This is a genomic window from Dactylosporangium sp. NPDC005555, from assembly GCF_040605635.1.
Lineage (GTDB): Bacteria > Actinomycetota > Actinomycetes > Mycobacteriales > Micromonosporaceae > Dactylosporangium.
The window spans coordinates 1-25,986 of record NZ_JBEXDG010000030.1; the positions used below are offsets into that span (position 1 = coordinate 1).

Here is a 25,986-nt window from a genome sequence, read left to right on the forward strand (position 1 = left end):
AGATTCGTCTTCTTCCTCAAAGAGTGATCAGGTGGCCGCCCCGCTGTTGTCCCCCAGAAAGGGTGACAAACCAGACCCAGACGTTAAACGCCAAGACTTGAACGAGTTGCGCAGCAGGTGCACGATGCACGTCTGCACCACCGTCTTCGGCCACACGGTGGTGACCGCGTCGGGCAGGCCCTTCAGACCGTCGCAGACGACGATGCACACGTCCTGGGTGCCGCGGTTGCGGATCTCGGTCAACACACGGAGCCAGAACTTGGCGCCCTCACCGTCGCCGTGACCGCCGGCCCACATGCCCAGGATGTCGCGGTGCCCGTCCACCGTCACGGCGAGGGCGACGTAGATCGGCCGGTTTGCGACCTGACCATCGCGGATCTTGACCTGGATCGCGTCGATGAACACGACCGGATACACCCGATCGAGTGGCCTGGACTGCCACTCACCCATCGAGTCCAGGACCCGGTCGGTGATCGTGGAGATCGTCTCCTTCGACACGTCCGCGCCGTACACCTCGGCCAGATGCGCCGAGACCTCCCCGGTCGTGAGCCCTTTCGCGGTCAACGACAGCACCAGGTCGTCCACACCGGACAGCCGCCGCTGCCGCTTCCGCACGATCTGCGGCGTGAACGACCCGTCCCGGTCCCGCGGCACATCGAGCTCGACCGGACCGGCCTCGGTCAGCACCGTCTTGGCCCGCCGACCGTTGCGCGCGTTACCCGACGTGCGCCCCGCACGTTCGTGCTTGCCCGAGCCGAGATGCGAGTCCATCTCGCCCTCCAGCGCGGCTTCCAGGACCCGCTTCGTCAGCTGCTGCAACAGGCCGCCCTCACCAACCAGGCTCACACCCCGGGCCCGGGCCTGCCCAGCCAGCCGGGCGATCAGATCGTCGTCGACCAGACCCGCCAGGTCGGCGCCTCTCGCCGGCGGCTGCACATCAGGATCTGCGGTCATCGTCATCTCGGTGTCCTCTTTGTCTGAGTTACACCGTTAAAATTACAGTCCCGCCGACAAGGCGCCTTGATCAACAGTTAGTGAAAGACCGAGGCTAACAAAGCGGACGCTGCGGTACCGAGATCAGTAGTCACGACAGTTGCGGAGCAGTTGCGTTCTTTGATCGGGCGGCGATCCGGACTCGCCGACGGCGGCAGATAGCAGGGTCAAGTCGGCTGGATGCTCTGTCTTTGTTGGCTATGTCGGCTTGCGAGTGATGCGGTATTCGAGGGTGAGGAACGGTAGGCCGAACAGTGTGAAGGCGTGGTCGGCGTAAAGCTCGCCGTTGCTGACGTAGACGTCGAGGGTTTCGGTGAATCCGTGGACGGCGAGGGTGGTCAGGTCGCGGGTGTTTGCGTCGATGTAGCTGAGGTAGTGCCCGGTCTGCCCGTCACTGCCGCGGCTGGTGAGGCGGAGCCCGCCGTCGGCGCGCTGCTGGGGTGCGAGTGTGGCGGTGAAGTTTGCCTGGGGGAGTGGGAAGCCGACGCTGACGTAGCCGCGGTCGTTGTGCCGGTACGTGGTGTAGATGCCCACGTAAATTGGTTCCCCGGTGAGTGCGTTGCTACGTATCCAGCCGCGGGTCGACACAGCCGGACTGTCAGGCGCCGTGATCGTGTCAATGCGGCTGTGTACGCCCTGTTGTGCCTCCCGTTGGTTCATAGGTACGTTCGCTTGTCCGAGGGGTCGGGCGACCAGGGCGCGGTAGAGCAGGTAGCCGGGTCGGACCCAGGCGCGCCACCGCGGCACGATGTCGAGGGTGAACCGGGTGGTGTGCTCGTAGAACTCTCGCACGAGCGGGGCGACGGCGGTTGGATCGAACGTCGGCCCGGCGAGGGCGTCGAGGTCGGCGACGATGCCGACATCGGGGGTGGCCTCCTGGTATGTGCCGCCGGTCGCTTCGGCGAGTTCGCGGATGTATCCGGTGCCGACGTATCGGGTACGCGCCTCGAGCGGCACCACGAACGGCAGCCGTTCTGCGGGTACCTTGTCCGCTACGAGTGCCACCTGTGGCTCTCGGAACAGCACCTGTGACACGGTGCGGAACGCGATGACGGTCGCGGCCGCGACCTGGGCTGGCGGCTGGTTGCGCATCGCAGTGCCGACAGCGAGGCCGACGACTGGGCCGAGTGCGACCTTCTGCGGGCGGACGCCCATCGCCCCGGCGACCGTGCCGCTGGCGACACCTACGGCCAACGGGTTTGCACCGGCCTTACCGGCGACCCATCCGATCGGCGCTGCCAGTGCTCCGCTTGCGGCGATTCTGGACCAGACGGCGGGGATTTCGTTTGGCCGCTGGCGGGCCCTGGCCGCCGCGTCAACGGTCGCCAGAGCGGCGGCGCCGAGCAGTGCCCCCTTGACTGCATGACGCGGTCCTCGATGTGCACTGAGCGTCGCGCCGGCCAGGGCTCCCATCGCCGCAGCGAACCCGACAGCTTGCACCCGCTTGGCATCCACGGCGTCTGTTGTACACGCTGATGCCGTCGAACCGCATGTGTATACATGGCGGCCTACTACAAACCTGTGCCTCGAAGACCGTTGACCCACAAGGCATGTTTGATCATGAGGTCTGGGTTGCCGTGGTCCACGAGCAGTGGAGCTCCGATGAGCGGTGGCGGCGTGCCGGGCGTTGGTAGCGCGTCGCACAGAGGTGACAGAAACGCATGCGCGCCAGCACCGCCACTGGTGCAGTAGGTACGGACATCAAGGATGACTGGCGGGATGGGTAGCCAGGCGCCATCAGCCAGAGCTGCGTAGATGGCGTCGATGGCCCGTGGTGCGTGCCGCGGTGAGGTAGGACGGCGACCTCGGCGAAGCTGCGGATCCAGCCGCGGGTCTGGACGCCGCCGACGGTGACGGTGTCGATGCGGCTGCGGACGCCACGCTGTGCCTCGCGCTGGGTTCATCGGCACGTTCGCCTGCCCGAGCGGCCGGGCGACGAGGGTGCGGTACAGCAGATACCCGGGCCGCACCCAGGTCCGCCACCGGGGCACGATGTCGAGCGTGAACCTGGTGGTGTGCTCGTAGAACTCCCGCACCAGCGGGTGCACCCGCGACGGGTCGAACCCGGGCCCCTCGATCGCGTCGAGGCTCGCGACGATCCCGACGTCGGGCGCCGCCTCGCGGTACTCGCCGCCGGTCGCCTCCGCGAGGGCCCGCACGTAGCCGGTCCCGACGTACCGCGTCCGGGCCTCGAGGGGCACGACGAACGGCAGCCGCTCCGCCGGCACCCGCTCGGCGAGGAGGCTGACCTGCGGGTCCCGGAACACCAGCTGCGACACGGTCCGGAACGCCACGACGCTCGCCGCCGCGACCTGCGCCGGCGGCCGGTCGCGCATCGCCAGCCCGACGGCCGCGCCGACGACCGGCCCGAGCGCCACCTTGTGCGGCCGGATGCCCATCGCCCCGGCCGCCGCACCGCTCGCGATCCCGACGGCGAGGGAGCTCGCGCCCGCCTTGCCCGCCGCCCATCCGGCGGGTGCGGCGACGGCGCCGCTGGCCGCGATCCGTGACCAGACCGCGGGGATCTCGCCCGGGCGCTGCCTGGCCCGGGCGACGGCGTCGACGGCGGCGAGGGCACCCGCGCCGAGCAGGGCTCCGGTCACCGTGCCGCGCCGCCCGCGGTGGGCGCCGAGGGCCGCACCGGCCACCGCGCCCATCGCCGCGGCGAACCCGATTCCCTGTGCCCGCTTCGCATCCATGGCGTCTGTTGTACACGCCGAGCCGCGCCGCCCTTGCAGTGAAGAAAAATAGTCTGATTTTTCGGAAATACGCATTTTGTCGTGCAGGTGCCATAGCGTCCCGCTGGAGTAGATCAACCAAATCGCATCAGGACCAGGGGCATGATGTCGCCGACGAACTTCCGATCGCATCGTTTGGCGGCTGCATGCGTCGCCGCGTCATTGCTCGCACTGATCGGGCTGTCCGCACCCGCCGCGGCGGACCCCGGCGGCACCGGCCGCGGCCCGCTGAGCACGGCGAGCGCCGGTCCTTCGCCACGCACCGGCGAGCACGCCGAATCCCGCGCCGGCAAGCCCAGCGGGACACCGGGCCCTGGCAGATCCGGCAGCGGCAAGCCCGGCGCCGCCGGCACGAGCACGGCGGCCAAGAGCACGGCAAGCACGAGCACGGCAACCAAAAGCGCGGCAGGCAACAGCGCGGCCGCCGGCGCCGAGGTGCGGAAGGGGCGGGCCGGCGCAGGCAGCCCGGCCGCCAAGTCCCCGTCGGGCGACGCCGCCGGCAGCGACGCCGCGGGCAGGACCGTCCACGGGTTCGCGCGGACGCTGTCGACCCACGCGCGGCCGGCCGCGCCCAGCCTGGAAGCCCCGCCACCGCCGCCCGCACCCTGGCACGGCAAGGGCCGCCCGGCGCCCCGCGACTCGGTGACCGTCGAGGCGACACCGAGCCCCGGCGGGGTCGGCGCGGCGATGTCGCCGACCATCACCTCGATCGTCGAGACCACGACGACGTTCACGGTCGCCTGGACCTCGGTGCCGGGTGCCACGGAGTACCTGGTGAGCGTCAACGGCAACGGCATCCTGTCCTGCACGGTCAGCCCGTGCACGTTCTCCAACCTGATCTTCCCCGGGGTCAACCGGGTGCTCGTGTACGCCTACGTCGGCGGCTCGTACCGGGCCAGCGCGATCTGGCTGGCGCAGCTGCTGACCGTGCCCGGCCTGCCGCAGGTGTCGACCGCCCGGACCGGCACGGCGATCACGGTCAACTACCTGCCCGCCAGCGGTGAGACCGGCATCGACGCCTACGAGGTCGAGGCCACGGTGTCCGGCAGCAACCCGGTGGTCACCGTGCCCTGCACCACGGCCACCGCCAACTCCTGCGGCTTCACCGGGCAGGGCGGCACGCAGTACCAGATCAAGGTGCGGGCCCACAACAGCGTCGGCTGGTCGAGCTTCCAGACGACCTCGGTCACCGTCCCGCCGGTGCCCGTCGCGCCGGCCGCGCAGGCCACGGTCAGCGGCACGACCGTCACCGTGACCTGGACCGAGGCGCCCGGCGCCACCGGGATCACCGGGCACACCGTCCTGGTCGACCGGACCGACGGCGGCCCGGTCCCCGTCACGTGCGTCGCCGTGCCGCCGCCCTCGATCGGCGACCCGGCCGGCTGGGTCAGCGGATCGTCGTGCACCGTCACCGGCGTCTTCGGCGCCACGTACTCGGTCGAGGTCCGCAGCTACAACGCCACCGGCCCGTCGTTGGCCGGCACCACCACGGCGGTGCTCGCCGACGCGCCCGCGGCGCCGACCGTGACGGCGTCGGCCGCAGGCACCACGATCACCGTCGGCTGGACGCCCGGCGGCGACGGCGGCGCGGCGATCACCAGCTACGTGGTGACGCTGGTCCCGCAGAGTGCCCCGATGTCGCCGACGCTGACCTGCACCCCGCCGGCCGGCCCGCCCACCCCACCGGTCGGCTGCACCGCGACCGGCGTGCCCGGCGAGACGTACGACGTCGCGGTCGGCGCGGTCAACATCGCCGGCACCTCCACCGCCGGCACCACCACGGTCGCGGTCGCGGCGGTCGCTCCGGCCGCGCCGTCGGCCACCACCGTCGTGTCCGGCACCGGGATCACGGTCAACTGGACCCCGAACGCCACCGGCGGGACGGCGATCACCGCGTACCAGGTGACCGTCACCAGGCAGGGCATGCCCGCGACGGTGCTGACCTGTGCCCCGGCCACCCCGACCGGCACCACCTGCACCACGACGGGCGCGCCCGGCTCGGTCTACGACGTCGCCGTCACCGCGACGAACAGCGCCGGAACGTCCCTGGGCGGCACCACCACGGCGACGGTGGCGGCGGTGGCGCCGTCGGCGCCGACCGTGACGCCCACGGTCGCCGGCAGCGTGATCACGGTCGCGTGGACGCCGAACTTCAACGGTGGCGCGGCGATCGCCGGCTATGTGGTGACGGTGGTCCCGCAGAGCGCGCCGATGTCGCCGACGCTGACCTGCACCCCGCCGGCCGGCGCGCCGACGCCGCCGGTCAGCTGCACCGCGACCGGCGTGGCCGGTGAGACCTACGACGTCGCGGTCGCCGCGGTGAACAGCGCCGGCACGTCCACCCCGGGCACCGCCACCGTCACCGCCGCCGCGGTCGCCCCGGCCGCGCCGACGGTGACCGCCGCGGCGTCCGGCACCACCGTCACGGTCAACTGGAGCCCGAACGCCACCGGCGGGGCGGCGATCACCGCGTACCAGGTGACCGTCACCCGGCAGGGCACCCCGGCCACCGCGCTGACCTGCTCGCCGGCGAGCCCGACCGGCACGACCTGCACCACCACGGGGGTGCCCGGCGCGACCTACGCCGTCGCCGTCACGGCGACGAACAACGCCGGCACCTCGACCGCCGGCACCGCCTCGGTGACCCTCGAGGCCGCCGCCCCGGCCGCGCCGGCGGTGACCGCCTCGGTCGCCGGCGACCTGGTCAGGGTGAGCTGGACCGCAGGGGAGACCGGCGGCGCGGCGATCTCGTCGTACACGGTGACGGTGGCCCGCTCCGCCGGCGCCGGCCCGGCCGCACCCGACTGCGTCACAGCGTCGGCGCTCGCCACGACCTGCCGGTTCGCCGGTACCCCCGGCGCCGGCTACACCGTCTCGGTGACCGCGGCCAACGCCAAGGGCACCTCACCGGCCGGCACGGCGACGGTCTCGATGCCGGCGGTCACCGCACCGGACGTGACCGTCGTGCCCGGCGACACCACGATCGACGTGACGTGGACGGTGCCCGACCCGGCCGGCGCCGTCACCGGGTACACCGTGACGGCGACCCCCGCGACGGGCGCACCGCTCACCGCGACGGTCACCGGCGGCTCCGTCACGAGCCGCACCCTGACCGGCGCGACCAACAAGGTCACCTACCAGGTGACGGTGACCGCGGTGGTGGCCGCGGGCGCCGTGACGGCCAGCGCGCCGGTCGCGGTGACACCGGCGGCGCCGGTGACGGTCCCGGCGACCGTGCCGCCGGCGGCCACCGAGGGCGACCTCAGGTCGAGCGCCGGCACCTCGCTGCCGAGCGCGGGCCAGCCGACCGTCCTGGTCGGCACCGGCTTCGCGCCGCGGACGTGGGTCCAGCTGGTGGTCTACTCCACCCCGACCCCGCTGGGCACCGCCCTCACCGACGCGACGGGCTCCTTCAGCAAGCAGGTGACGGTCCCGGCCGGCCTGACCGGCGAGCACACGTTCGTCTCGCTGGGCACCGACCCGACCGGCGCCCTGCGGGTGCTCAAACTGGAGGTCACGGTCGGCGCCGCCGCAGCACCCGGCGGCACGACGCCGGCCACCGGCGGTGGTGGCCTGCCCGTCACCGGCCCGCCGGTCACACTCCTGCTGCTGGCCGCCCTGGCCCTGATCGTGGCCGGTGCCACGACCCGGGCCGCGGGCAGCGACCTGCTCACCGACCGGCTGCGCGTCCTGCCCTTCCGCCGCCGCTGACCGGAAACACCGCTGTCCGGAAACACCGCTGTCCGGAGACGCCGCTGACCGGAGACGCCGCCGGCCGGACCTCGCACTGGGTCCGGCCGGCGGTCGCGTTGCGTGCCCGCGCTGTCAGTAGCGGGCGGCGTACGTGGTGGGGGGCTCGCCGAACATGGCGGCGAAGTCGCGGCTCAGGTGGGCCTGGTCGACGTAGCCGAGATCGGCGGCGAGGCCGGCCCAGTCGACCGGGGCGCCCGGCGCGGCGGCAAGGGTGTCGGTGACCTCCCGCAGCCGGAAGCGGCGCAGCAGCCACTTCGGGCTGACGCCGACGTGCTCGGCGAACAGGCGTTGCAACTGCCGCACGCCGACGCCGCACGCCGGCGCGTAGTCGTCGACGCGGCGCAGGTCGGGGGTGGTGGCGGCCAGGTGCACCCACACGGCGACGGTGTCACCGGTCGGATCGGGTGGTGGGAGGCGGGCCGCGAGGAACGCGTCGGCGGTGGCGGTGTCTCCCGGCGGCACCGGCGGAAGCGGGCCGAAGACCGAGGCGGCGGGCACGGTCCGGTCGGTCAGGGAGCTCACCGGCGCGTCGAGGAACCGGCGGAACGCGCCGGGCACGAACGCGACCCCGAGCACCCCGCCGGCGCCCGACAGGATCCGGGCGAAGTGACGGCGGTGGACGCCGCGCAGCAACGGCTCGCCGTCGGTGGGAAACGTCAGCTGCACGCTCGGCGACGGTGGCAGCAGCTGCCGGTAGTCCGGCTGCCCGGTCAGGTCCCAGGTGGCCCACCAGGAGCGGGCGACGACGCCGTCCAGGGCCGGAGACGGTGGGGCGGAGCCGTGCCGCTGGAACGCCGACCACGCGCCGGCCAGCTCCCTCGGATCCCGCACGAGGACCAGGGTAGCGTCGCGTTTGTCCAAGACCGGGCGCGGCGGGGACCCTACCGTTGCGGTGATGGACGGACATCTGCTGATCGGCGTCGCCGCGCCGGTGACCTTGAAGATCGTGGACGGCATCGACGACCTCGGCGCGCCGACGCCGTGCGCGGGGTGGGACGTGCGGGCGCTGGTCAACCACCTGCTGCACTGGTCGCCCGCCCTGGAAGGGGCGGCCCGGAAGGAGGCGGTGGACCCGGGGCCGGAGACCGACCTGACCGGCGGCGACTGGCGGGCGCCGCTGCGGACCCGGATCGAGGCGACCGCCGCCGCGTGGGCCGCCCCCGGGGCGTGGGAGGGCGTCACGCGGATGGGCGGGCCGATGGAGCTGCCCGCCGATCTCGTCGGCGGCATGGTGCTCGGCGAGCTGGTGCTGCACGGCTGGGACCTCGCCCGCGCCACCGGCGTCGAGCCGCACTTCGACGATGTCGTGCTGCTGCGGGTGTACGAGGAGGTCGCCCGCTCCGCCGGCATGGGCCGCGAGATGGGCGTGTACGCCGCGGAGGTCCGGGTCCCGGCGTCCGCGCCGCCCCTGGCCCGCGCCCTGGCCCTGAGCGGCCGGGACCCGTCCTGGACCCCGTGACGGACGGGGACGTGGCGGTCACTCGGCGGGGGAGGGCTCCGGGGACGCGGCCGGGGAGACGGTCGCCGACTCCGACGGGGAGGCCGACGGGGACGCGGACGGTGACTCGGACGCCGAGGGCGAAGCGGACGCCGAAGCCGACGTGGACGCGGACGCCGGCGCCGATGTCGACGGGCGGGTGGTGCCCGGCCGGGTCGCCGGGGGTCTGGTCGCCGGCTGGGTGTGCGGGGCCGGCGACGTCGACGTCACCGGCGGCGCCGGGGCCTGGGTCGTGACGGAGGGGACGGGGCTCGCGCCGGCGGTGGCGGTCTGCAGCGTCCCGCTCGACGGGGGCCGCCCCTCCGCCTGCGGCTGGCCGAGGACGGCGACCGCGGCGAACGACACGATCCCGGCGACGACCGACCCGACCGCGGCCCGGATCGCCCAGCGCCGCCCGCGCCCGGGAGCCGGCTGCTCCGGGTGCGGCCCGCGGGCGGCACGGGAGGAGCGCAGATCGACCAGGGTCACATCGTTGAGGTGCGCGGAGGAGCGGGACTGCACCCCGAACGGCAGCCGGGCGAGGACGGTCCGGGTGTGCGCGCCGGCGGGCCGCACCCAGGGCCGGGGCGCGGCCGGCGGACGCGGGGCGGCGGGGTCGCGGCGCAGGCGGACCGGGGGGAACGCCCGGGGCAGCGCCGACGGGCGGCGGACCGAGAACGGCAGCACGGAGAACGGCAGCGCCGACGCGCGCCGCGCGGGCGACAACGGGGCCGGTCCCACCGCGGCGTCGCCGGCCGACATCGTGTACCAGGCGGGGAGGTCCACCCTGGTGCCCGCGATCCGGGCGAACGCCAGGGCCGCCTCGTCGCTGCTGGGCCGCAGCACCGGGTCGGGGTCCAGGCACCGGCCGATGGCCGCGGCCAGGTCGTCGGGCAGGTCCGCCACCGTCAGGGCGGACCCGAGGAGCTCGCCCAGCGCGTACACGTCGAGGCTGACGTCGTGCGGGTCGTCGCCGCGGCGGTCGGTGAAGCCGAACACCTTCGCGCCGACGTCGGTGAGCGCGACCTTCGTGGCGCTGAGCGCGCCGTGCGTGACCCACTGGCCGTGCGCGTGGGCGAGGGCGGCGCCGACCTCCGCGCCGACCTGGGCGGCCTCGCCGGCGGTGAGGGGGCCGTCGAGGAGCCGGTCGGCGATGGTCGGGCCGTCGATGTACTCCATGACGACATACGGCACGTCGCCGCGGTCGGGCAGCTCGACGGTCCCGACGTCGTAGACGGCGGCGACTCCCGCGTGGGTGAGCCGGGCGGCGGCGCGGCCCTCGGCGAGGAACACCTCGGCCAGCCAGGCGCGGTCGGCGCGCAGCAGGCGGACCGCGACCTGGCGCCGCAGGAGCTCGTCGTGGCCCTGCCAGACCTCGCTGGTGGAGCCCGCACCGATCAGCCGCTCGAGCCGATACCGGCGTTGCACCATCATCGCGACCCGAGGTTCCTCACTGCTCGACCGGTGGTCCGCCCCAAGTATGCCGACCTCACGACCTCAAACGCCCTGATGAGACCGGAACGTTGCCAGAACCGCCCGAAACCTAACCCTCACCTAACCCTGGGCCTTGCGGCGGCGGGCGCGGGCGGTGGGCGGGGTGTCGGCGGCGAACTGGTCGACGACGGTGCACGCGTCGGCGAGGGGGTCGTGCTCGTCGACGCGGGTGGCGGCCTTGCGCAGCAGCGAGCGGAACAGCTCGCGCTCGGGCTCGTCCAGGGCGCTGAGCATGCGGGACTCGACGTGCGCGAGCTTGCCCTGCAGCTCGCACATGGTGGCGCGGCCGGCGTCGGTGGCGACGATGCGCCGGGCCCGGCGGTCGGCGGGGTCGGGGCGGCGCTCGATGAGGCCGGCCTCCTCCAGGTCGTCGAGCAGGTAGGTCATGACGGTGCGGTCGACGCCGAGCTTGTTGGCCAGGGCGAGCTGGGTGCCCTCGGCGCCGGACGCGGCGGCGGCGAGCACCTGATAGCCGCGGGGGCCGCCGGGGACGCCCGCGATGACGTGCGCGGCGCCCTTCGCATATGCCCGCAGCATGACGCCGAGCGCCCAGCCGAGGTCCGACTGGAGCTCGTCGCGAACCTCCGGCGCCTGCGTCATGCAGCAATGATAAGCGGCTCACTCACTCTTGCGGGAAGATGTTCTGCTGTGCAGACTATCTTCAAGACAGCCGAACACTAGTGGGGGTCAGTTCCATGCACCTGTTCCGTCTCGACGCCAGCATCCGCACCACCGGATCCGTCAGCCGCGCGCTCGCCGACACCGCCGAGCAGGCCTGGCTCGCCGAGCACCACGACGCCGTCGTGACCCGCCGCGACCTGGGCGTCCAGCCGCTGCCGGCCGACGCGTGGAGCAGCCTGGCCCGGGCCGCCGTCGACCCGGGCGCGCCGCCCGCCGACGAGGCCCGCGAGCTCGTGGACCGTCTCGGCGCCGAACTGCTCGCCGCCGACGCGTTCCTCTTCGCGGTGCCGCTGTACAACTGGAACCTGCCCGCGCAGGTCAAGAACTGGATCGACCTGATCGTGCTGCACCCCAGGCTCGGCCTGCACGGCGACCAGCCCCTGGCCGGCAAGCCCGCGGTCCTCGCGCTGAGCCGCGGCGGTGGCTACGGGCCGGGCACCCCGAAGGAGGGCTGGGACCACGTCACGCCCTACCTGCGTCGCGTGTTCGGCGAGGTGTGGGGCCTCGACCTGCACGTCGCCGAGGCGGAGCTGACCCTCGCCGAGGTCACGCCCGCGATGGAGCCGCTGCGCGGCCTGGCCGCCCAGTCGTTGAGGAGCGGCCACGAGCAGGCGGCCGCGCACGGTGTACGGGTCGCGGAGCTGATCCGCGTCTGACCCGCGTCACATGGGGGGCAGGTTGCCCGTGACCTCGATGGCGGTGGTGATCAGCGACTGCAGCCGGGCGGTGAGAGCGAGCAGCAGCTGGTGGGCGGCCGGGCCGGAGTGCGCGGCCGCCTCCCGGAGCGTGTCGAGGTCGATCTGCAGCTGCGACAACTGCCCGGGAAGGTCGCCGGCCAGGTCGCCGCCGCCGGAGCCCAGGGCGCCGGCCATGTCGGCCAGGCTGACCCCGTTGGCCTCCAGGGCCTTGATCGCGGCGATCCGGTCGGCGCAGTCGGAGCTGTAGAGCCGGAAGTTGCCCGCGGTGCGCTCGGCCGGCTCGATCAGGCCGAGCCCCGTGTAGAAGTCCACGGTGCGGGTGGACACGCCCGCGAGGTGCGCGAGCTCCCCGATCCGCAGCAGTCTGGACACCAGCCAACCCTACAGTGTCGCGTGTTAGTCTCCGCGAATGGTCTTCAAGAGCCTGAAGCGCGCGTTCGGTGTGGGTGGCCCGACCGTCGACACCGTCCTGGACAGCCCGGACGTGCAGCCGGGTGGATATGTGCAGGGCCAGGTCCGTTTCGCCGGCGGCGACCACGAGGTCGAGGTCGAGCGGATCAACGTCGCGCTGCAGACCCGCGTCGAGGTCGAGGGCGCCGACAGCGAGTATGACGCGACGGTCGAGTTCCAGCGCCAGCAGCTGACCGGTGGGTTCCGCCTCGGACCCGGCCAGCAGCACGCGGTGCCGTTCCAGCTGCCGGTGCCGTGGGAGACCCCGATCACGCACATGTACGGCCAGCGCCTGCACGGCATGACGATGGGCGTGCGCACCGAGCTCGAGGTCGCCCGGGCGCTCGACAAGGGCGACCTGGACCCGATCAACGTGCACCCGCTGCCGGTGCAGGGCGCGATCCTCGACGCGTTCAACCAGCTCGGGTTCCGGTTCAAGGGCGCCGACCTGGAGCGTGGCCGCATCCACGGGGTGCACCAGACGCTGCCGTTCTACCAGGAGATCGAGTTCTACGCCGCACACCAGTACTCGAGCCGCGTCAACGAGGTCGAGATCACTTTCGTCACCGACCCGCACGGCACGACGGTGATCCTCGAGTTCGACAAGCGCGGCGGCTTCATCACCGAGGGTCACGACCAGATCAGCCGCTTCCAGGTCGGTCACGCCCAGGCCGCGGGGGTCCACTGGCCGGCCGAGGTCGAGGGCTGGGTGCGCCAGGCGACGGAACGCCGGGGCTGGCATTTCTGAAAGCAAGCACCCGACCGGTACCGTTAGCGGCACATCACAGTTTGACCGTCGGACGCGGGAGGCCCGGGCATGCGAGAGCTCGTCGTCGTTGGTGTGCGGGCTCAGACCTGGCAGAGCCGTCCGATGGTGCTGCTGAAGGACGAGCAGACCGGCCGCCACCTGGAGTTCGCGGTCGAGGGTGGCCCGCGTGACATGGTCGAGCCGGTCAGCGCCGAGCTGTTCCAGCGGGCGCTGACCGCGCTGCGCGCCCCGCTGCGCGCGATCGAGGTCGTCGCCGCGCACGGCCCGTTCCAGCTCGTGCTCGGCGACGGCATCCGCGTCCCGGCCGCGCCCCTGGAGGCGATCGCGCTCGCCCGCCACTGGCGGGTGCCGATCGTGACCAGCGAGGAGCTGCTGTCGCAGGCGTCCGTCGCCGCGCCCGAGGGCGCCACGCAGCCCCTCGACCTGACCGCGCACATGGAGAAGCTGCCGTCCGGCCGGGCGACGCTGCTCATCCGCAAGGGCGCCGAGGCGGGCGCGGAGTTCGCGCTCGACGGCGAGATCTGCGGCTGCGGCCGCGACTCCGCCAACCAGATCGTCCTCGACGACAACACGGTGTCGCGCAAGCACGTCGAGTTCCACCGCAACCCGAGCGGTTTCGGCTACTCCACCCTGGACATGGGCAGCCTCAACGGCACGTATGTCAACGGCGAGCGGGTCAAGAGCGCCACGCTGAAGGACGGCGACGAGGTCCAGGTCGGCAAGTTCACGCTGTCCTACCAGCTGCGCTGACCGTCCCCCGCACCGGCCTTCCGCACCGGCTTCCTCACCAGGCTGACGGGTTGTAGTCCTTCAGGAAGCAGCCGTAGAGGTCCTCGCCCTGCTCGCCGCGCACGATCGGGTCATACACCCGCGCGGCGCCGTCGGTCAGGTCGAGCGGGGCGTGGAAGCCCTCCTCGTGCAGCCGCATCTTCGTCGGGTGCGGGCGCTCGTCGGTGATCCAGCCGGTGTCGACGGCGGTCATCAGGATGCCCTCGGTGAGCATCTCCTCCGCACTGGTGCGGGTCAGCATGTTGAGCGCGGCCTTCGCCATGTTCGTGTGCGGGTGGCCGGGTCCCTTGTACCGGCGGCTGAACTGGCCCTCCATCGCCGACACGTTCACCACGTACTTGCGCCGCGCGGGCGCCGCCGCGAGCGCCGGCCGGAGCCGGCTGACGAGGATGAACGGCGCGGTCACGTTGCACAGCTGGACCTCGAGCAGCTCCAGGGGGTCGACCTCGTGCACCCGCTGGGTCCAGCTGTTGACCGACGCGAGATCCGGCACGAGCCCACCGGCGTCGATCGCGGTCAGCGCCGCGATCCGCTCCGGCGTCGCGGACCCGGTGGTCAGCGCGAGTGCCGCGAGGGCGTGCGGCGGGATGATCGCGGCGGGACCGGCCTCGAGGGTCAGCTCGGCGTGCGGGTCAGCCTTGTGGAACGTCAGCATCTCCGGCAACGGCCCGGAAAGCTCCACGGGGACCGACTCGGCGGCCACCAGGTGCGCGTAGGAGCCTGCCGCCCGCTTCACCGTCTGCGCCGCGTTGTTGATGAGGATGTCGAGGGTGCCCTGCGCGGCGACGTCGTCGGCGAGCGCGACGACCTGCGCCGGGTCACGCAGGTCGATGCCGATGATCCGCAACCGGTGCAGCCAGTCCGCACTGTCGGGCATCGCCGCGAACCGGCGCACCGCGTCGTTCGGGAACCTCGTCGTGATCGTCGTGTGCGCACCGTCGCGCAGCAGCCGCAGCGCGATGTACATGCCGATCTTCGCCCGCCCGCCGGTCAGCAGCGCCCGCCGCCCCGTCAGGTCCGTCCGCGCGTCCCGCCGCTGCCGGTTGAGCGTCGCGCACGTCGGGCACAGCTGGTGGTAGAACGCGTCGACGTCGACGTACCGCTCCTTGCACGTGTAGCAGGACCTGGCCCGCAGCAGCTGCCCGGCGCTCGCCCCGATCGTGGGCGAGACCAGCGCGACGCCCTGTGTCTCGTCGTCGATGCGGCCGGGCGCCCCGGTCGCGGTGGCCGCCGTGACGACGCGGTCGGCCTCGGTGATCGCCGCCCGCCGGTCGCTGCGCCGTTGCCGCTTGACGCTCTTGTACAGGTGTGACGTCGCCCTGCGGACCCGTTGCACGTCGGGGTGCTCGGGCGGGAGGTCCGACAGCTCGTCGAAGACCGCGAGACAGATCGCCAGGCGCTCGGGGTCGACCCCGGGCCCGAACGGCACGCCCTCGCTGTCGACCCCGGCCACCAAGCCGTCGTCGAGCGTGCCCGCGCCTGCCGCACCCGCGTCGGTGGCTTCGCCGGTCGCGGTGCCGCCGGACGCGGCGTCGGACGCCCGGGCGCCGTCGAAGGCGCCGCTCAGGTCGTCGGCGTGGTCACCGGAGGGGGCGGGGGCGGACGGGTCGACCCTGGGGGAGGGCGCGTCGGCCCTGGCCGCGGGGGCGGAGACGAGGGTGGGGTCGTGCGGGGTCACCCCGGAACTGTACGCGAAACGCCGAACGGGCCCGGGTGGCGCCATTGCCGCCCCGGACCCGCCGCTGCCGCGACGTCCGCCGTCCCCCGTTGTACTTGCCGGTGGCCGCCGCGCTGCTTTCGACACTATCCAGTAAACCCGATGATTCGGCTATTTCGGACAAATTAGCTCTTCTCTGCTCGAACGTGTCTGGCCAGGGGGATCAGCAGCGGGGCGGCGAGGACGATGACCAGCGGAGACAGCAGAAAGCCGATCCGCGGGCCGGTCGTGGCGTCCAGGATCGCGCCGTCGACGGCCGCGCCGGTGGCGGCGCCGACCGAGAACGCGGTCGCCACCCAGGCGAACGCCTCCGCCGCGGTCCCGGCCGGGGCGATCCGGTCGACGGTGACGAACGTCGCGGCCAGGAACGGGGGCAGGAACAGACCCGACAGGACGGCGAGGAGCAGGAGCAGGACCGGGGACGACGGGGTCAGCAGCAGCGGGGCGTAGCCGAGACCCAGGCACAGCGCGAGCAGCGGCAGCCGCCGCCCGTCGACCTTGACCCTGGTGTTGACGAGGCCGCCGATGAGGGCACCGGTCGCCTGGGCCGCCAGGATCCAGCTGGACCAGCCCCGGCTGCCGACGGACTCCGCGTAGTCGATGACCGCGACGGGAAGGCTGCCCACCCCCGTACCGACGAGGACGACCGCGACAAGCAGCAGCCGGAGCCGGCCGGAGCGCAACGCACCGGCCCAGTGCCGCTCGGCGTGCTCACCGCGCCATCCACGGACGACCGGGGTGGTGACGAACCAGAGGGTGCCGAGCAGTTGCAGGGCGGCGGTCACGTAGAGGCCCGCGACGGGGCCGCCGGCCGCGACGGACGCACCCGCGACGAGCGGCCCGAAGATGAAGATGAGCTCCTGCACCGCGATGTCCAGGGTGTACGCCGTGGGCACCTGCTCCTCGTCGAGCAGCGACCGCCACAGGACACGCAGCCCGGCCTCGAACGGCGGGGCGCCGAGCCCGGCGAGGAGCGCGGCGAGCAGACCCGCCCACAGCGGCACGCCGGAGGCGAGGAGCAGGAACCCGGCGGTGGACACGGCGGCGCCGGCCAGCATGACGGGTGGCTGGCGGAGCCGGTCGGCGACGCGGGCGAGGACCGGGCCGCCGACCGCGATCCCGGCGGTGTACACGCCGACGAGCGCCCCGGCCGCGCCGATCGACAGGGTCTCGCGGGCGAAGAGCAGCAGCGCGACAGGTGCCGCGCCGAGGGGCAACCGGCCGAGCGTGCTGGCGGCGAGGACCCTGGCGACCTGTGCGGTCCGCAGCACGACGGTGAGCATGGAAGGGATCATGCGCGGCGGGCGTGGGCCGGGTCCAGACGGGTATCGCGGTGTGACGCTCATGACGCACCCTCAGGGGAGGCACGGATGGCACCGCACATCGTGGTGGTCGGCGGCGGGTTCGCGGGATTCCGCGCCGCGCGGCGGCTGGCCCGGACGTCCCGCGGCCGGGCACGGATCACGCTGCTCAACCCGACCGACTACTTCCTGTACCTGCCGCTGCTGCCGGAGGTCGCGGCCGGGGTCCTGGAGCCGCGCCGGGTGGCGGTGTCGCTGCCCGCGGCGCTGCCGGGGGTGCGGGTCGTGCTCGGGGAGGCGGTCCACGTCGACCCGGACCGGCGCGAGGTCCGCCACCACGACCCGGAGGGCCGGGCCGGGGTGCTGCGGTACGACCGGCTCGTCCTGGCCGCGGGCAGCGTCAACAAGCTCCTGCCGGTCCCGGGGATCGCCGAGCACGCGCACGGCTTCCGCGGCATCCCGGAGGCGCTGTACCTGCGCGACCACCTGATCCGGCAGGTCGAGCTGGCCGCCGCGACGGACGACCCGGCGGAGCGTGCGGCCCGGCTGACATTCGTGGTCGTCGGCGCCGGGTACACCGGCACGGAGGTCGCCGCGCACGGCCGGCTCGCGGTCCGCGAGCTGCTGCGCCACCAACCGGCGCTCGACGGGGCGCAGGTCCGCTGGCTGCTGCTGGACACCGCGCCGCGGGTCCTGCCGGAGCTGTCGCCGCGGCTGTCCCGCACCGCCGACCGGGTGCTGCGCGACCGCGGTGTCGAGGTCCTCACCGGGTGCACCGTCGCGGAGGCCCTCGACGACCGGGTGCGGCTCACCGACGGCCGGGTCCTGCCGACCCGGACCCTCGTCTGGTGCGTCGGCGTGCGGCCCGACCCGCTCGTCGAGGACCTGGGCCTGCGCACCGAGCAGGGGCGGCTCGTCGTCGACGAGTACCTGACGGTGCCCGGGTATCCGGACCTGTTCGCCTGCGGCGACGCCGCCGCCGTGCCCGACCTGACCCGGCCCGGCCGGCTGACCCCGATGACCGCCCAGCACGCCGTGCGTCAGGGGGCGCTCGCCGCGCACAACGTGGTCGCGTCGTTCGGGATCGGGCGGCGGCGCCGGTACAAGCACAACGACCTCGGCTTCCTGGTCGACCTCGGCGGCCCGGACGCGGCGGCGAACCCGCTGCGCATCCCGCTGTCGGGTGTGCCGGCCAAGGCGGTCACCCGGGCATACCACCTCATCTCGCTGCCGGGGAACCGGGCCCGGGCCCGGGTCGCCGCCGACTGGCTCCTCGACGTCGTCGCCGGGCGGCCCGCGACCGGCTTCGGACTCCTCCCGGACACCTCGCTTAAAGCCGCCATAAATGCGCGTTAGGCGAGATTTGCAAATCGCAGAAGGGCTCGTTAAGCGCAGCTCAGATACGTTTTCCACACCCGCGAACAATGGTGTGGAAGGTAGTTTCCGATGCGTAGATCCGTGCTCTATCCGCTGGTTGCCCTGGGTGCGACGGCCGGGACCCTGTGGTTCGGCTCGCCCGCGTCCGCACACGGATACGTGTCGTCCCCGCCGAGCCGGCAGGCACTGTGCGCGCAGAAGAAGGTCGCCGACTGCGGCCCCATCCAGTACGAACCGCAGAGCGTCGAAGGGCCGAAGGGGCAGAAGAACTGCAACGCGGGGAAGCCCGAGTTCGCGGTCCTCAACGACAACGGCCGCAACTGGCCGGCCACCTCCGTCGGCTCGTCGGTCACGTTCAACTGGGTCCTGACCGCCCGGCACTCGACGAGCACCTGGGACTACTTCATCGGCAACACGCGTATCGCGCAGTTCAACGACGGCGGCAAGCAGCCGAACGCGACCGTGTCGCACCAGGTGAGCCTCGCCGGGTACTCGGGGCGGCAGACGGTCCTCGCGGTGTGGAACATCGCGGACACGGTGAACGCCTTCTACAACTGCGTCGACCTGCAGATCGGCAGCGGCGGCGGCGGTTCGACGCCCACACCCACCGCGACCGCCTCACCCAGGCCGACCACCACGACGGCGTCACCGAAGCCGACGGCCACCGCAACCGCCTCGAAGACCCCGACCAAGGCGCCGACCACCACGAAGCCGCCCGCGCCGAGCGGCGCCGCCTGGGCCGCCGGCGTCACCTACCGGGTCGGTGACACCGTCACGTACGACGGCCGCAGGTACCAGTGCCGCCAGGCCCACACGTCGATCTACACCTGGGAACCGATCTACACCCTCGCCCTCTGGCTGCCGGTGTGACCGCCGTGACCCGTGTCCTGCTCGCCGCCCTCGTCGCCTCGGCGCTGCTGCTCACCGGCTGCAAGGACGTCGGCGCCCCCGCGGCCCCCGCCGCCGCCGTCCCGCAGGGCGTCGCGGCCGTCGCCGAGGGCCCGCACAACGCGTACGACGTGCTGTTCCTGCAGATGATGATCGGCCACCAGCGGCAGGGCCTGGAGATGCTGAAACTCGGCAAGACCAAGGGCGTCCGCGAGGACGTCGTCAACCTCGCCGGCGCCGTCGACGTCACCGAGGCCGAAGAGGTCGACCGGATGACCGGCTGGCTCACCGGCTGGAACGAGCAGGCCACCGGCAGCGACGACCACAGCAGCCACGCCGCGCACGGCGGTCAGGCGGCCACCGGCGAGGAACAGCTCCAGGCCCTGCGGGACGCGTCCGGCGCCGACTTCGAGATGAAGTTCCTCAACCTGCTCATCGCCCACCAGCACAACGCGGTCGAGATGGCGCAGCAGATGAGGACCAACGGTCAGAACACGACCGTGAAGCAGTTCGCGGAGCGCATCGAGCTGTCCCGCACCCAGCAGATCCAGCAGATGCTGGTGCTGGTCAGCGGCTGACACGCTGCGGCCGGCATGTTCGAACGGGCCGGACGAGGGGAATCAGACCCTCGTCCGGCCCTACCTGTCGAAAGGATGCCCGCCATGTCTTCCGAAGCCACCAGCCGTTGCCCGGTCTGCGACGCGAAGGTCCACGTCAACGCCGGCGCCCCCGCCCCCTCGCACCACGCCGACGGTGCCTCCGGCCAGTGCGCCGGGACCGGCAAGCCGACCCACTGAGCACCACCGGGTGATCGGCCGCACGCAGGTCTTTCACCCGATTTGTGACGACGGCCGGCGGCGGTACCAGCGGCAACATCATCGGCATGTTGCACCTCGACCCTGACAGCGTCCTCGTCACGACCGCCGCCGAACTCCAGACCCGCCACCTCGAGCGCGATCCCGACGACCCGGCCCGCTGCGGCGCCTGCGGCGCGCTCCTGCCCTGCCCCGTCGAGGCCGCGGCGGCGCTGGTCTGCCGCGCCGGCGGCCTGTGGCTGGAGGGCGACACGCTCGTCGACGCCCTGGAACCCCCCACGCAGTTGATCGCGATCCTGCCCGCTGCCGTGTAGATCGGTTACGCCCGCGGCGGAACGGCCGTCGCAGTGGTATTGGCGCGCCGCCGGGCGTGGGTATGGTGACCGCGTGGCGGATGTGGCACACCTCGGGCCCGGCGGGCGGCGCACCCGTCCGCTGCTGCGCGCGCTCGTCGGCGACGTGCTGCGCCGCCACCGTCTGGCGCAGGGCCGCACCCTGGCCGAGGTGGCCGGCGACGCGTGCGTCTCGATGCCCTACCTGTCGGAGGTGGAGCGCGGCCGCAAGGAGGCCAGCTCCGAGGTCCTCGCCGCGGTGTGCGACGCGCTGCGCATCGACCTCGCCGACCTGCTCGCCGAGGTGGGGCGCGACCTGCTCGACGACCGCGCCCCCGTCGTCCGCCTCCGGCCGCTGCTCGGCACTGTCGCACCGCCACCGGCCCTCCGGCCCGCCGCGCAGCGGCCCGGAGGGGTCGTCCTGCTGGCCGCCTGATCAGGCTTTGGCGCTTGCGGCGGTGACCGGCTCGCGTGGTCACGCTTTTGGCGCTTGCCGCCGGCTCGCGTGGTCGGGCTTTTGGCGCTTGCCGCCGGCTCGCGTGGTCGGGCTTTTGGCGCTTGCCGCCGGCTCGCGTGGTCAGGCTGCCAGGGCCTGTTGCAGGGGGCGGGCCGCGCGGTTGGTGACGACCTGGTCGGCGATGCCGTAGGCGACGGCGTCGGCCGCGGACAGGGTCATGCTCCGGTCGGTGTCGGCGCGGATCTTGTACGCCGGCTGACCGGTGTGCTCGCTGAGGATCTCGTTCATCTCGGCTCGGACCCTCGCCAGCTCCCTGGCCTGCACCGCCAGGTCGGGCAGGGTGCCCCGGGCCTGGCTGGACGGCTGGTGCAGCGTCACCTTCGCGTGCCGCAGCACCGACCGCCGCCCCGGCGCGCCCGCCGCGAGCAGCACCGCGGCCGCCGACGCCGCCTGCCCGACACAGATCGTCGAGATGTCGCACCGCACGAACTGCATCGTGTCGTAGATCGCGGTGAGCGCGCTGAACGAGCCGCCCGGCGAGTTGATGTACAGCCCGATCTCCCGCTCGCTGTCGGACTCCAGGTGGATCAGCTGCGCGATGACCACGTTGGCGACGCCGTCGTCGATCTCGGTCCCGATGAAGATGATCCGCTCCGAGAGCAACCGCGAGTAGATGTCGTACGCCCGCTCCCCGTTCGGCGTCTTCTCCACCACCGTCGGAATCGTGTACTGGCTCATCGGTGCACCTCCGCCGTGCTCCGGCACCGGCCTGAAGCGACCGCTGCGCCGCTCATGCGCCCAGCCCCGCCATGCGCTGGGCGACCGCGGGCCGTACATCGGCGACCTCTTCCAGAATGTGGTCGATGAGGCCATAGCCCAGCGCCTCCTCCGCGGTGAACCAGCGGTCCCGGCGGCTGTCCCGCTCCACCGTCTCCACCGGCTGCCCGCTGTGCTCGGCGATCAGCCTGATGAGCGTGGCGCCGATCCGCTCCAGCTGCTCGGCGTAGATCTCGACGTCGGCCGCGGTGCCCCCGAACCCCGCCGACCCCTGGTGCATCAGGATCTGCGCGTGCGGCAGGCTGAACCGCTTCCCGGGCGCCCCACCGGACAGCAGGAACTGCCCCATGCTGCCCGCCAGGCCCATCGCGAGCGTGCTCACGTCGTTGGGGATCAGCCGCATCGTGTCGTAGATCGCCAGCCCCGCGCTCACCGAGCCGCCCGGCGAGTTGATGTACAGGCTGATGTCGCTGCGCGGGTCCTCCGCCGACAGCAGCAGCAACTGCCCGCACAGCCGGTTGGCGACCTGATCGTCGACCTCCGTGCCGAGGACGATGATGCGCTGGTACAGCAACTGCGCGGCGACCTGGTCGTCGAGCGTCCCCGCGTGCATCGCGGTCAACCCGGTGGCGTACTGCATGATCTTCTCCTCGCGCTCGGACCTTGTCGATCCACCATGGGATCCCTGGACGCCCGGGGCCAAGCGCCTCTGCTGTCAGCAGAGCGGGCGGGTTCGTCGGAGCGGGCGGGTGTGCGCCGGGCCGGCGCTGGAGTGCGGTCGGCAGGCCTCCGTGGTGCGGGTGGTTGCCGCGGGGGCGTAGGGTGGCGGGCGATGTTTGCGCTGCGCACCAGGCTTGCCGGTGCCGTCGCGCTGGTGGCGCTCGGCGCCGCCGGCTGTGGCGGCGACCCTGCCCCGTCCACCGCCTCCACCATGGCGAACGCGTCCGAGTCGCCCGGACGGCAGATCGCCGAGGGCGCGTCAGGGGCCCCGTCGCAGGGCACCTCGGGCGCGCCGGGTGCCGGTGCGAGCGGCGCCGCCGGTGGGCAGGCGGTCAAACACGCGTTTCCGGTGCAGGGCAAGGCGTCCTACGGCCGGACCCACCACGACTACCCGGCGAGCGACATCATCGCCGCCTGCGGCCTGACGGCGGTCTCACCCGTCGACGGCACGGTCCTTGAGGTTGCCCGCACCGACACGTGGACCGCGAAGGCCAACGACGGCGCGACCCGCGGCGGCCTGTCCGTGTCGATCCTCGGCGGCGACGGCGTGCGCTACTACATGTCCCACTTCTCCGCGATCGACCAGGGCATCGACGCCGGCGCCGTGGTCAGGGCCGGTCAGCCGGTGGCCAAGATCGGCCGCACCGGCGACGCCAGCGCCTGCCACATCCACTTCGGCCTGTCCCCGGCCTGCCAGAAGACCGGCGACTGGTGGACCCGCCGCGGTGTGATCTGGCCGTGGTCCTACCTGGACGCCTGGAAGGCCGGCACCGCGAAGTCCCCGGTCGCCGACATCGACAAGTGGCAGCAGCAGCACGGCTGCCCCACCAAACCCCTGACCAACCCATAGGCACCCTGAACTACCCTCCGCAAATCCTCTGACTCCGTTCCGTCACGCCCGTCGATGCCGCCGGTCAGCGGGTACTACACTGGGTGACGGCTTCGAAGGTCAATTAGGTAAGCGGTATTACGCTCGGAGAAGCAGAACGCCGCCACCGACGGGGCTCGTCGTCCGCGCCGGGCTTGTCGTCCGTTGCCCGGGGTCGAATGCGCTGACGAGGTCGAGTCAAGCCTGTCGACCTGGCCAGTCGCGACCGGCCGCACCGGGCCGGCCATGGCGGGTCATGGCCGCAGCGGGCGCGAAGCGTCCATCCCTGCCAGGCACTACGGATCGGTCGTAGCAGAGGCAGAACGGCCGCGACGGGTCCGTGCAGGGGCAGGCCAGGCGCGACGGATCGGTAGGGCAGGCCAGGCGCGACGGGTCAGTCGTGCAGGGGGCAGGCCGGGCGCGGCGGGTCGGTCGTAGCAGAGGCAAGCCGGGCACGGCGGGTCAGTCGTAGCAGAGGCAGAACGGGTGGCCCGACGGGTCGCTGTAGACGCGGAAGCCGGCCTCCTTCGTGGAGAGCAGGGTCGCGCCCATGCGCAGGACCTGGGACTCGGCGGCGTCGATGTCGTCGACCTGGATGTCGAGGTGGATCTGCTGGGGGAAGTTGGGGTCGGGCCACAGCGGCGGCCGGAAGTCCGGCGCGAGCTGGAAGCTGAGCTTCGTCGTGCCGTCGCCGATGTCGACCCAGTCGCTGTCGACCCGGGTGACCGGCAGGTCGAGCAGCTCGGAATAGAAGCGGGCGAGGGCCTGCGGGTCGGGGGAGTCGAGCACCACCGAGGTGAGTTTCGCCGTCATCCCCCCATCGTGCCCGACGGGTCCGACAAAAAACCCTGAGCCTGGATGGCGGTGATCGCGACGGTGTTGACGATGTCCTTGACGGTCGCGCCGCGGGAGAGGTCGTTGACGGGTTTGCGCAGGCCCTGCATGACGGGGCCGACGGCGACCGCGCCCGCCGAGCGTTGCACGGCCTTGTAGGTGTTGTTCCCGGTGTTCAGGTCGGGGAAGACGAAGACGGTCGCCTGGCCGGCGACGGCGCTGCCGGGCAGCTTCGTGGCGGCCACCGAGGGGTCGACGGCGGCGTCGTACTGGATCGGGCCCTCCACGGGCAGGTCGGGGCGGCGGGTGCGGACGAGCGAGGTCGCGGAGGCCACCTTCGTCACGTCGGCGCCGGCGCCGGACGTCCCGGTCGAGTACGACAGCATCGCCACCCTGGGGTCGATCCCGAACTGGGCGGCGGTCGTGGCCGACGACAGGGCGATGTCCGCCAGCTGCTCGGCGTCGGGGTCCGGGTTGACGGCGCAGTCGCCGTACACCAGGACACGGTCGGGCAGGAGCATGAAGAACACGCTGGACGCCACGCCCAGGCCCGGCACCGTCTTGATGATCTCGAACGCGGGGCGGATCGTGGCGGCGGTGGTGTGCGTCGCGCCGGAGACCATGCCGTCGGCGAGGCCGAGGTGCACCATCATCGTCCCGAAGTAGCTGACGTCCCGCACCACGTCCCGGGCCAGATCCAGCGTCACGCCCTTGTGCGCGCGGAGTTCCGCGTAGATCGGTGCGAAGCGCTCCAGCAGCGGCGACACGGCCGGGTCGATCACCGCCGCAGCCGAGATGTCCAGACCGAGGTCCCGCGCCTTCGCGGCGATCACAGCAGGATCACCCAGCAGCGTCAACGCGGCCACACCCCGCCGCAGCAGGATGTCCGCCGCCCGCAGGATCCGCTCCTCGGTGCCCTCGGGCAGCACCAGGTGCCGCCGCGCCGCCCGCGCCCGGTCGATCAGGTCGTACTCGAACATGAGCGGCGTGACCCGCGTCGACGCCGTCAGCTCCAGCGCCGCCGCGAGCGCCGCCGTGTCGACGTGCGACTCGAACGCCCCGAGCGCCGCCGCCACCTTCCGCGGGTTGTCCGGCCCGAGCCGGTGCTCCATCCGCGTCGACGCCGCGATGGTGTCGTAGCTCGCCGCCGGCACCGACAGCACCGCCAGACCCGTGTCGAGCCGCTCGAACAGCGCCAGGGCCGCCGGGTCCGGCGCGATCCCGAGCGTGAGCACGATCCCGGCCAGCGGCACGGTGCCCGACGCGTGCGCGGCCGCCGCGGCGACGAGCAGGTCGGCCCGGTCGCCGGGCGTGATCAGCAGACAGCCGGCGGTCAGGTGCGACAGGAGGGCCGGCACCTGCGCGGCGCCGACGACGTAGTCGAGCACGTCCCGTTCGAGGGACGCCGGCCCGGCGCTGAGGACCTTCGCGCCCAGCGCCGCCGCCACCTCCGCGACCGTCGGCGCCGCGACCGTCGCCACGTTGGGGATCGAGTAGCACGGCACCGGCAGCTCCGGCGGCTTCACGGACGACTTGTTGACCACCACCGCCGCGACGGTCACGTCATGGTCGACGAGGGCGTGGTACGCCTGCCGCGCCACCGACCCGGCCGTGTCGTCGTCCAGGTCGGCGCCGTTGACCACCGCGACGACGACCGCGCCGAACTCGTTGGCGAGGCGGGCGTTGAGCGCGAGCGTCGGGGACTGCTCGTCGTCCAGGTCGCTGCCGATGACCACCACCGCGTCGTGGTCGCGGGCGATCGGCCGGAAGCGTTCCACGATCCGCCCGACGAGGCCCTCACCGTCGCCCGCGGACAGCATCCGCGCCGCCTCGGCCGCCGTGACGCCGAAGAGCTCCTGATGGTCCATGCCGATGTGGTACCGCGACCGCAGCAGCGACAACGTCGGATCCGGCGCAGCCCCGTCCACGAACGGCCGGAACACCCCGATCCGGGGCACCTTCCGCGACAGCAGCTCGGCGAGGCCGAGCGCGACGGCGGACTTGCCGGATCCGGGGCCGTGCTCGACCAGATACACGATGCGTGCCACAGCAGTAGTC

At 72.8% G+C, this 25,986-nt stretch carries 23 protein-coding genes and 2 pseudogenes; 12 read left to right on the top strand and 13 right to left on the bottom strand.

What is annotated here, in order from left to right:
- Positions 1-96: 96 nt before the first annotated feature.
- The 3 genes and pseudogenes from ABZS58_RS29490 to ABZS58_RS29500 all read right to left on the bottom strand — a co-directional run.
- Positions 97-954: pseudogene (locus tag ABZS58_RS29490) on the bottom strand (IS256 family transposase); the annotation flags it as partial.
- A gap of 237 nt (positions 955-1,191) precedes the next feature.
- Positions 1,192-2,187, bottom strand: a complete 996-nt coding sequence (locus tag ABZS58_RS29495; RefSeq protein WP_354786478.1) for a hypothetical protein — start codon at positions 2,185-2,187, stop codon at positions 1,192-1,194.
- A gap of 317 nt (positions 2,188-2,504) precedes the next feature.
- Positions 2,505-3,692 (bottom strand): hypothetical protein, encoded by a 1,188-nt coding sequence (locus ABZS58_RS29500; RefSeq protein ID WP_354786479.1) that lies wholly within the window; start codon positions 3,690-3,692, stop codon positions 2,505-2,507.
- Between the two features lie 174 nt (positions 3,693-3,866).
- Between ABZS58_RS29500 and ABZS58_RS29505 the strand changes: the two genes are divergently transcribed.
- Positions 3,867-7,442, top strand: coding sequence for a fibronectin type III domain-containing protein (locus ABZS58_RS29505; RefSeq protein WP_354786480.1), 3,576 nt, complete (start codon positions 3,867-3,869; stop codon positions 7,440-7,442).
- A gap of 114 nt (positions 7,443-7,556) precedes the next feature.
- Here ABZS58_RS29505 and ABZS58_RS29510 read toward each other — a convergent pair whose 3' ends face one another.
- Positions 7,557-8,315, bottom strand: a complete 759-nt coding sequence (locus ABZS58_RS29510; protein WP_354786481.1) for a helix-turn-helix domain-containing protein — start codon at positions 8,313-8,315, stop codon at positions 7,557-7,559.
- Positions 8,316-8,379: 64 nt separating this feature from the next.
- Here ABZS58_RS29510 and ABZS58_RS29515 point away from each other — a divergent pair, with 64 nt between their 5' ends.
- On the top strand, positions 8,380-8,943 hold the full coding sequence (locus ABZS58_RS29515; protein ID WP_354786482.1) for a TIGR03086 family metal-binding protein: 564 nt from the start codon (positions 8,380-8,382) through the stop codon (positions 8,941-8,943).
- A gap of 18 nt (positions 8,944-8,961) precedes the next feature.
- On the opposite strand, the gene ABZS58_RS29520 is transcribed toward ABZS58_RS29515, so the two are convergent.
- On the bottom strand, positions 8,962-10,395 hold the full coding sequence (locus ABZS58_RS29520; RefSeq protein WP_354786483.1) for a hypothetical protein: 1,434 nt from the start codon (positions 10,393-10,395) through the stop codon (positions 8,962-8,964).
- 120 nt (positions 10,396-10,515) lie between these two features.
- On the bottom strand, positions 10,516-11,055 hold the full coding sequence (locus tag ABZS58_RS29525; protein ID WP_354786484.1) for a MarR family winged helix-turn-helix transcriptional regulator: 540 nt from the start codon (positions 11,053-11,055) through the stop codon (positions 10,516-10,518).
- Between the two features lie 95 nt (positions 11,056-11,150).
- On the opposite strand from ABZS58_RS29525, the gene ABZS58_RS29530 reads away from it, so the two are divergent.
- Positions 11,151-11,792 carry an NAD(P)H-dependent oxidoreductase gene (locus ABZS58_RS29530; RefSeq protein WP_354786485.1) on the top strand — a complete coding sequence of 214 codons (642 nt, stop codon included), beginning with the start codon at positions 11,151-11,153 and terminating at the stop codon, positions 11,790-11,792.
- Between the two features lie 6 nt (positions 11,793-11,798).
- Here the strand turns inward: ABZS58_RS29530 and ABZS58_RS29535 are convergent, their stop codons facing one another.
- Positions 11,799-12,206: a MerR family transcriptional regulator gene (locus ABZS58_RS29535; protein ID WP_354786486.1), complete on the bottom strand. Its 408-nt coding sequence runs from the start codon at positions 12,204-12,206 to the stop codon at positions 11,799-11,801.
- Positions 12,207-12,243: 37 nt separating this feature from the next.
- Between ABZS58_RS29535 and ABZS58_RS29540 the strand changes: the two genes are divergently transcribed.
- Together ABZS58_RS29540 and ABZS58_RS29545 are read left to right on the top strand one after the other, a co-directional pair.
- Entirely contained in the window at positions 12,244-13,032 is a 789-nt protein-coding gene (locus ABZS58_RS29540) for a sporulation protein (protein ID WP_354786487.1), read from the top strand.
- A gap of 69 nt (positions 13,033-13,101) precedes the next feature.
- The gene (locus ABZS58_RS29545) at positions 13,102-13,803 is read left to right on the top strand and encodes a bifunctional nuclease domain-containing protein (protein ID WP_354786488.1); all 702 of its coding nucleotides are present in this window, start codon (positions 13,102-13,104) and stop codon (positions 13,801-13,803) included.
- 34 nt (positions 13,804-13,837) lie between these two features.
- Here ABZS58_RS29545 and ABZS58_RS29550 read toward each other — a convergent pair whose 3' ends face one another.
- Together ABZS58_RS29550 and ABZS58_RS29555 are read right to left on the bottom strand one after the other, a co-directional pair.
- Positions 13,838-15,295, bottom strand: a complete 1,458-nt coding sequence (locus tag ABZS58_RS29550) for an SDR family NAD(P)-dependent oxidoreductase (RefSeq protein ID WP_354786588.1) — start codon at positions 15,293-15,295, stop codon at positions 13,838-13,840.
- A gap of 389 nt (positions 15,296-15,684) precedes the next feature.
- The gene (locus tag ABZS58_RS29555; RefSeq protein ID WP_354786489.1) at positions 15,685-16,842 is read right to left on the bottom strand and encodes an MFS transporter; all 1,158 of its coding nucleotides are present in this window, start codon (positions 16,840-16,842) and stop codon (positions 15,685-15,687) included.
- Positions 16,843-16,929: 87 nt separating this feature from the next.
- Here ABZS58_RS29555 and ABZS58_RS29560 point away from each other — a divergent pair, with 87 nt between their 5' ends.
- The 6 genes and pseudogenes from ABZS58_RS29560 to ABZS58_RS29585 form a co-directional block, all read left to right on the top strand.
- Positions 16,930-18,216 (top strand): NAD(P)/FAD-dependent oxidoreductase, encoded by a 1,287-nt coding sequence (locus ABZS58_RS29560; protein WP_354786490.1) that lies wholly within the window; start codon positions 16,930-16,932, stop codon positions 18,214-18,216.
- Between the two features lie 90 nt (positions 18,217-18,306).
- Complete coding sequence (locus ABZS58_RS29565) at positions 18,307-19,107, top strand: lytic polysaccharide monooxygenase (RefSeq protein WP_354786491.1); 801 nt, start codon at positions 18,307-18,309, stop codon at positions 19,105-19,107.
- 5 nt (positions 19,108-19,112) lie between these two features.
- Positions 19,113-19,703 carry a DUF305 domain-containing protein gene (locus ABZS58_RS29570; protein WP_354786492.1) on the top strand — a complete coding sequence of 197 codons (591 nt, stop codon included), beginning with the start codon at positions 19,113-19,115 and terminating at the stop codon, positions 19,701-19,703.
- A gap of 84 nt (positions 19,704-19,787) precedes the next feature.
- Positions 19,788-19,922 carry a hypothetical protein gene (locus ABZS58_RS29575; protein WP_354786493.1) on the top strand — a complete coding sequence of 45 codons (135 nt, stop codon included), beginning with the start codon at positions 19,788-19,790 and terminating at the stop codon, positions 19,920-19,922.
- Positions 19,923-19,966: 44 nt separating this feature from the next.
- Positions 19,967-20,254 carry a hypothetical protein gene (locus tag ABZS58_RS29580; protein ID WP_354786494.1) on the top strand — a complete coding sequence of 96 codons (288 nt, stop codon included), beginning with the start codon at positions 19,967-19,969 and terminating at the stop codon, positions 20,252-20,254.
- Positions 20,255-20,375: 121 nt separating this feature from the next.
- Positions 20,376-20,576: pseudogene (locus tag ABZS58_RS29585) on the top strand (helix-turn-helix transcriptional regulator); the annotation flags it as partial.
- A 273-nt stretch (positions 20,577-20,849) separates the two neighbouring features.
- Here ABZS58_RS29585 and ABZS58_RS29590 read toward each other — a convergent pair.
- Entirely contained in the window at positions 20,850-21,467 is a 618-nt protein-coding gene (locus tag ABZS58_RS29590) for an ATP-dependent Clp protease proteolytic subunit (RefSeq protein WP_354786495.1), read from the bottom strand.
- A gap of 52 nt (positions 21,468-21,519) precedes the next feature.
- Positions 21,520-22,146, bottom strand: coding sequence for an ATP-dependent Clp protease proteolytic subunit (locus ABZS58_RS29595; protein ID WP_354786496.1), 627 nt, complete (start codon positions 22,144-22,146; stop codon positions 21,520-21,522).
- Between the two features lie 192 nt (positions 22,147-22,338).
- Here ABZS58_RS29595 and ABZS58_RS29600 point away from each other — a divergent pair, with 192 nt between their 5' ends.
- On the top strand, positions 22,339-23,076 hold the full coding sequence (locus ABZS58_RS29600; protein WP_354786497.1) for a M23 family metallopeptidase: 738 nt from the start codon (positions 22,339-22,341) through the stop codon (positions 23,074-23,076).
- Between the two features lie 480 nt (positions 23,077-23,556).
- On the opposite strand, the gene ABZS58_RS29605 is transcribed toward ABZS58_RS29600, so the two are convergent.
- Both ABZS58_RS29605 and pta read right to left on the bottom strand, forming a co-directional pair.
- The gene (locus ABZS58_RS29605) at positions 23,557-23,907 is read right to left on the bottom strand and encodes a VOC family protein (protein ID WP_354786498.1); all 351 of its coding nucleotides are present in this window, start codon (positions 23,905-23,907) and stop codon (positions 23,557-23,559) included.
- Entirely contained in the window at positions 23,904-25,976 is a 2,073-nt protein-coding gene (gene pta / locus ABZS58_RS29610) for a phosphate acetyltransferase (RefSeq protein WP_354786499.1), read from the bottom strand. Before pta ends, ABZS58_RS29605 begins: the two co-directional genes overlap by 4 nt.
- Positions 25,977-25,986 lie beyond the last annotated feature (10 nt).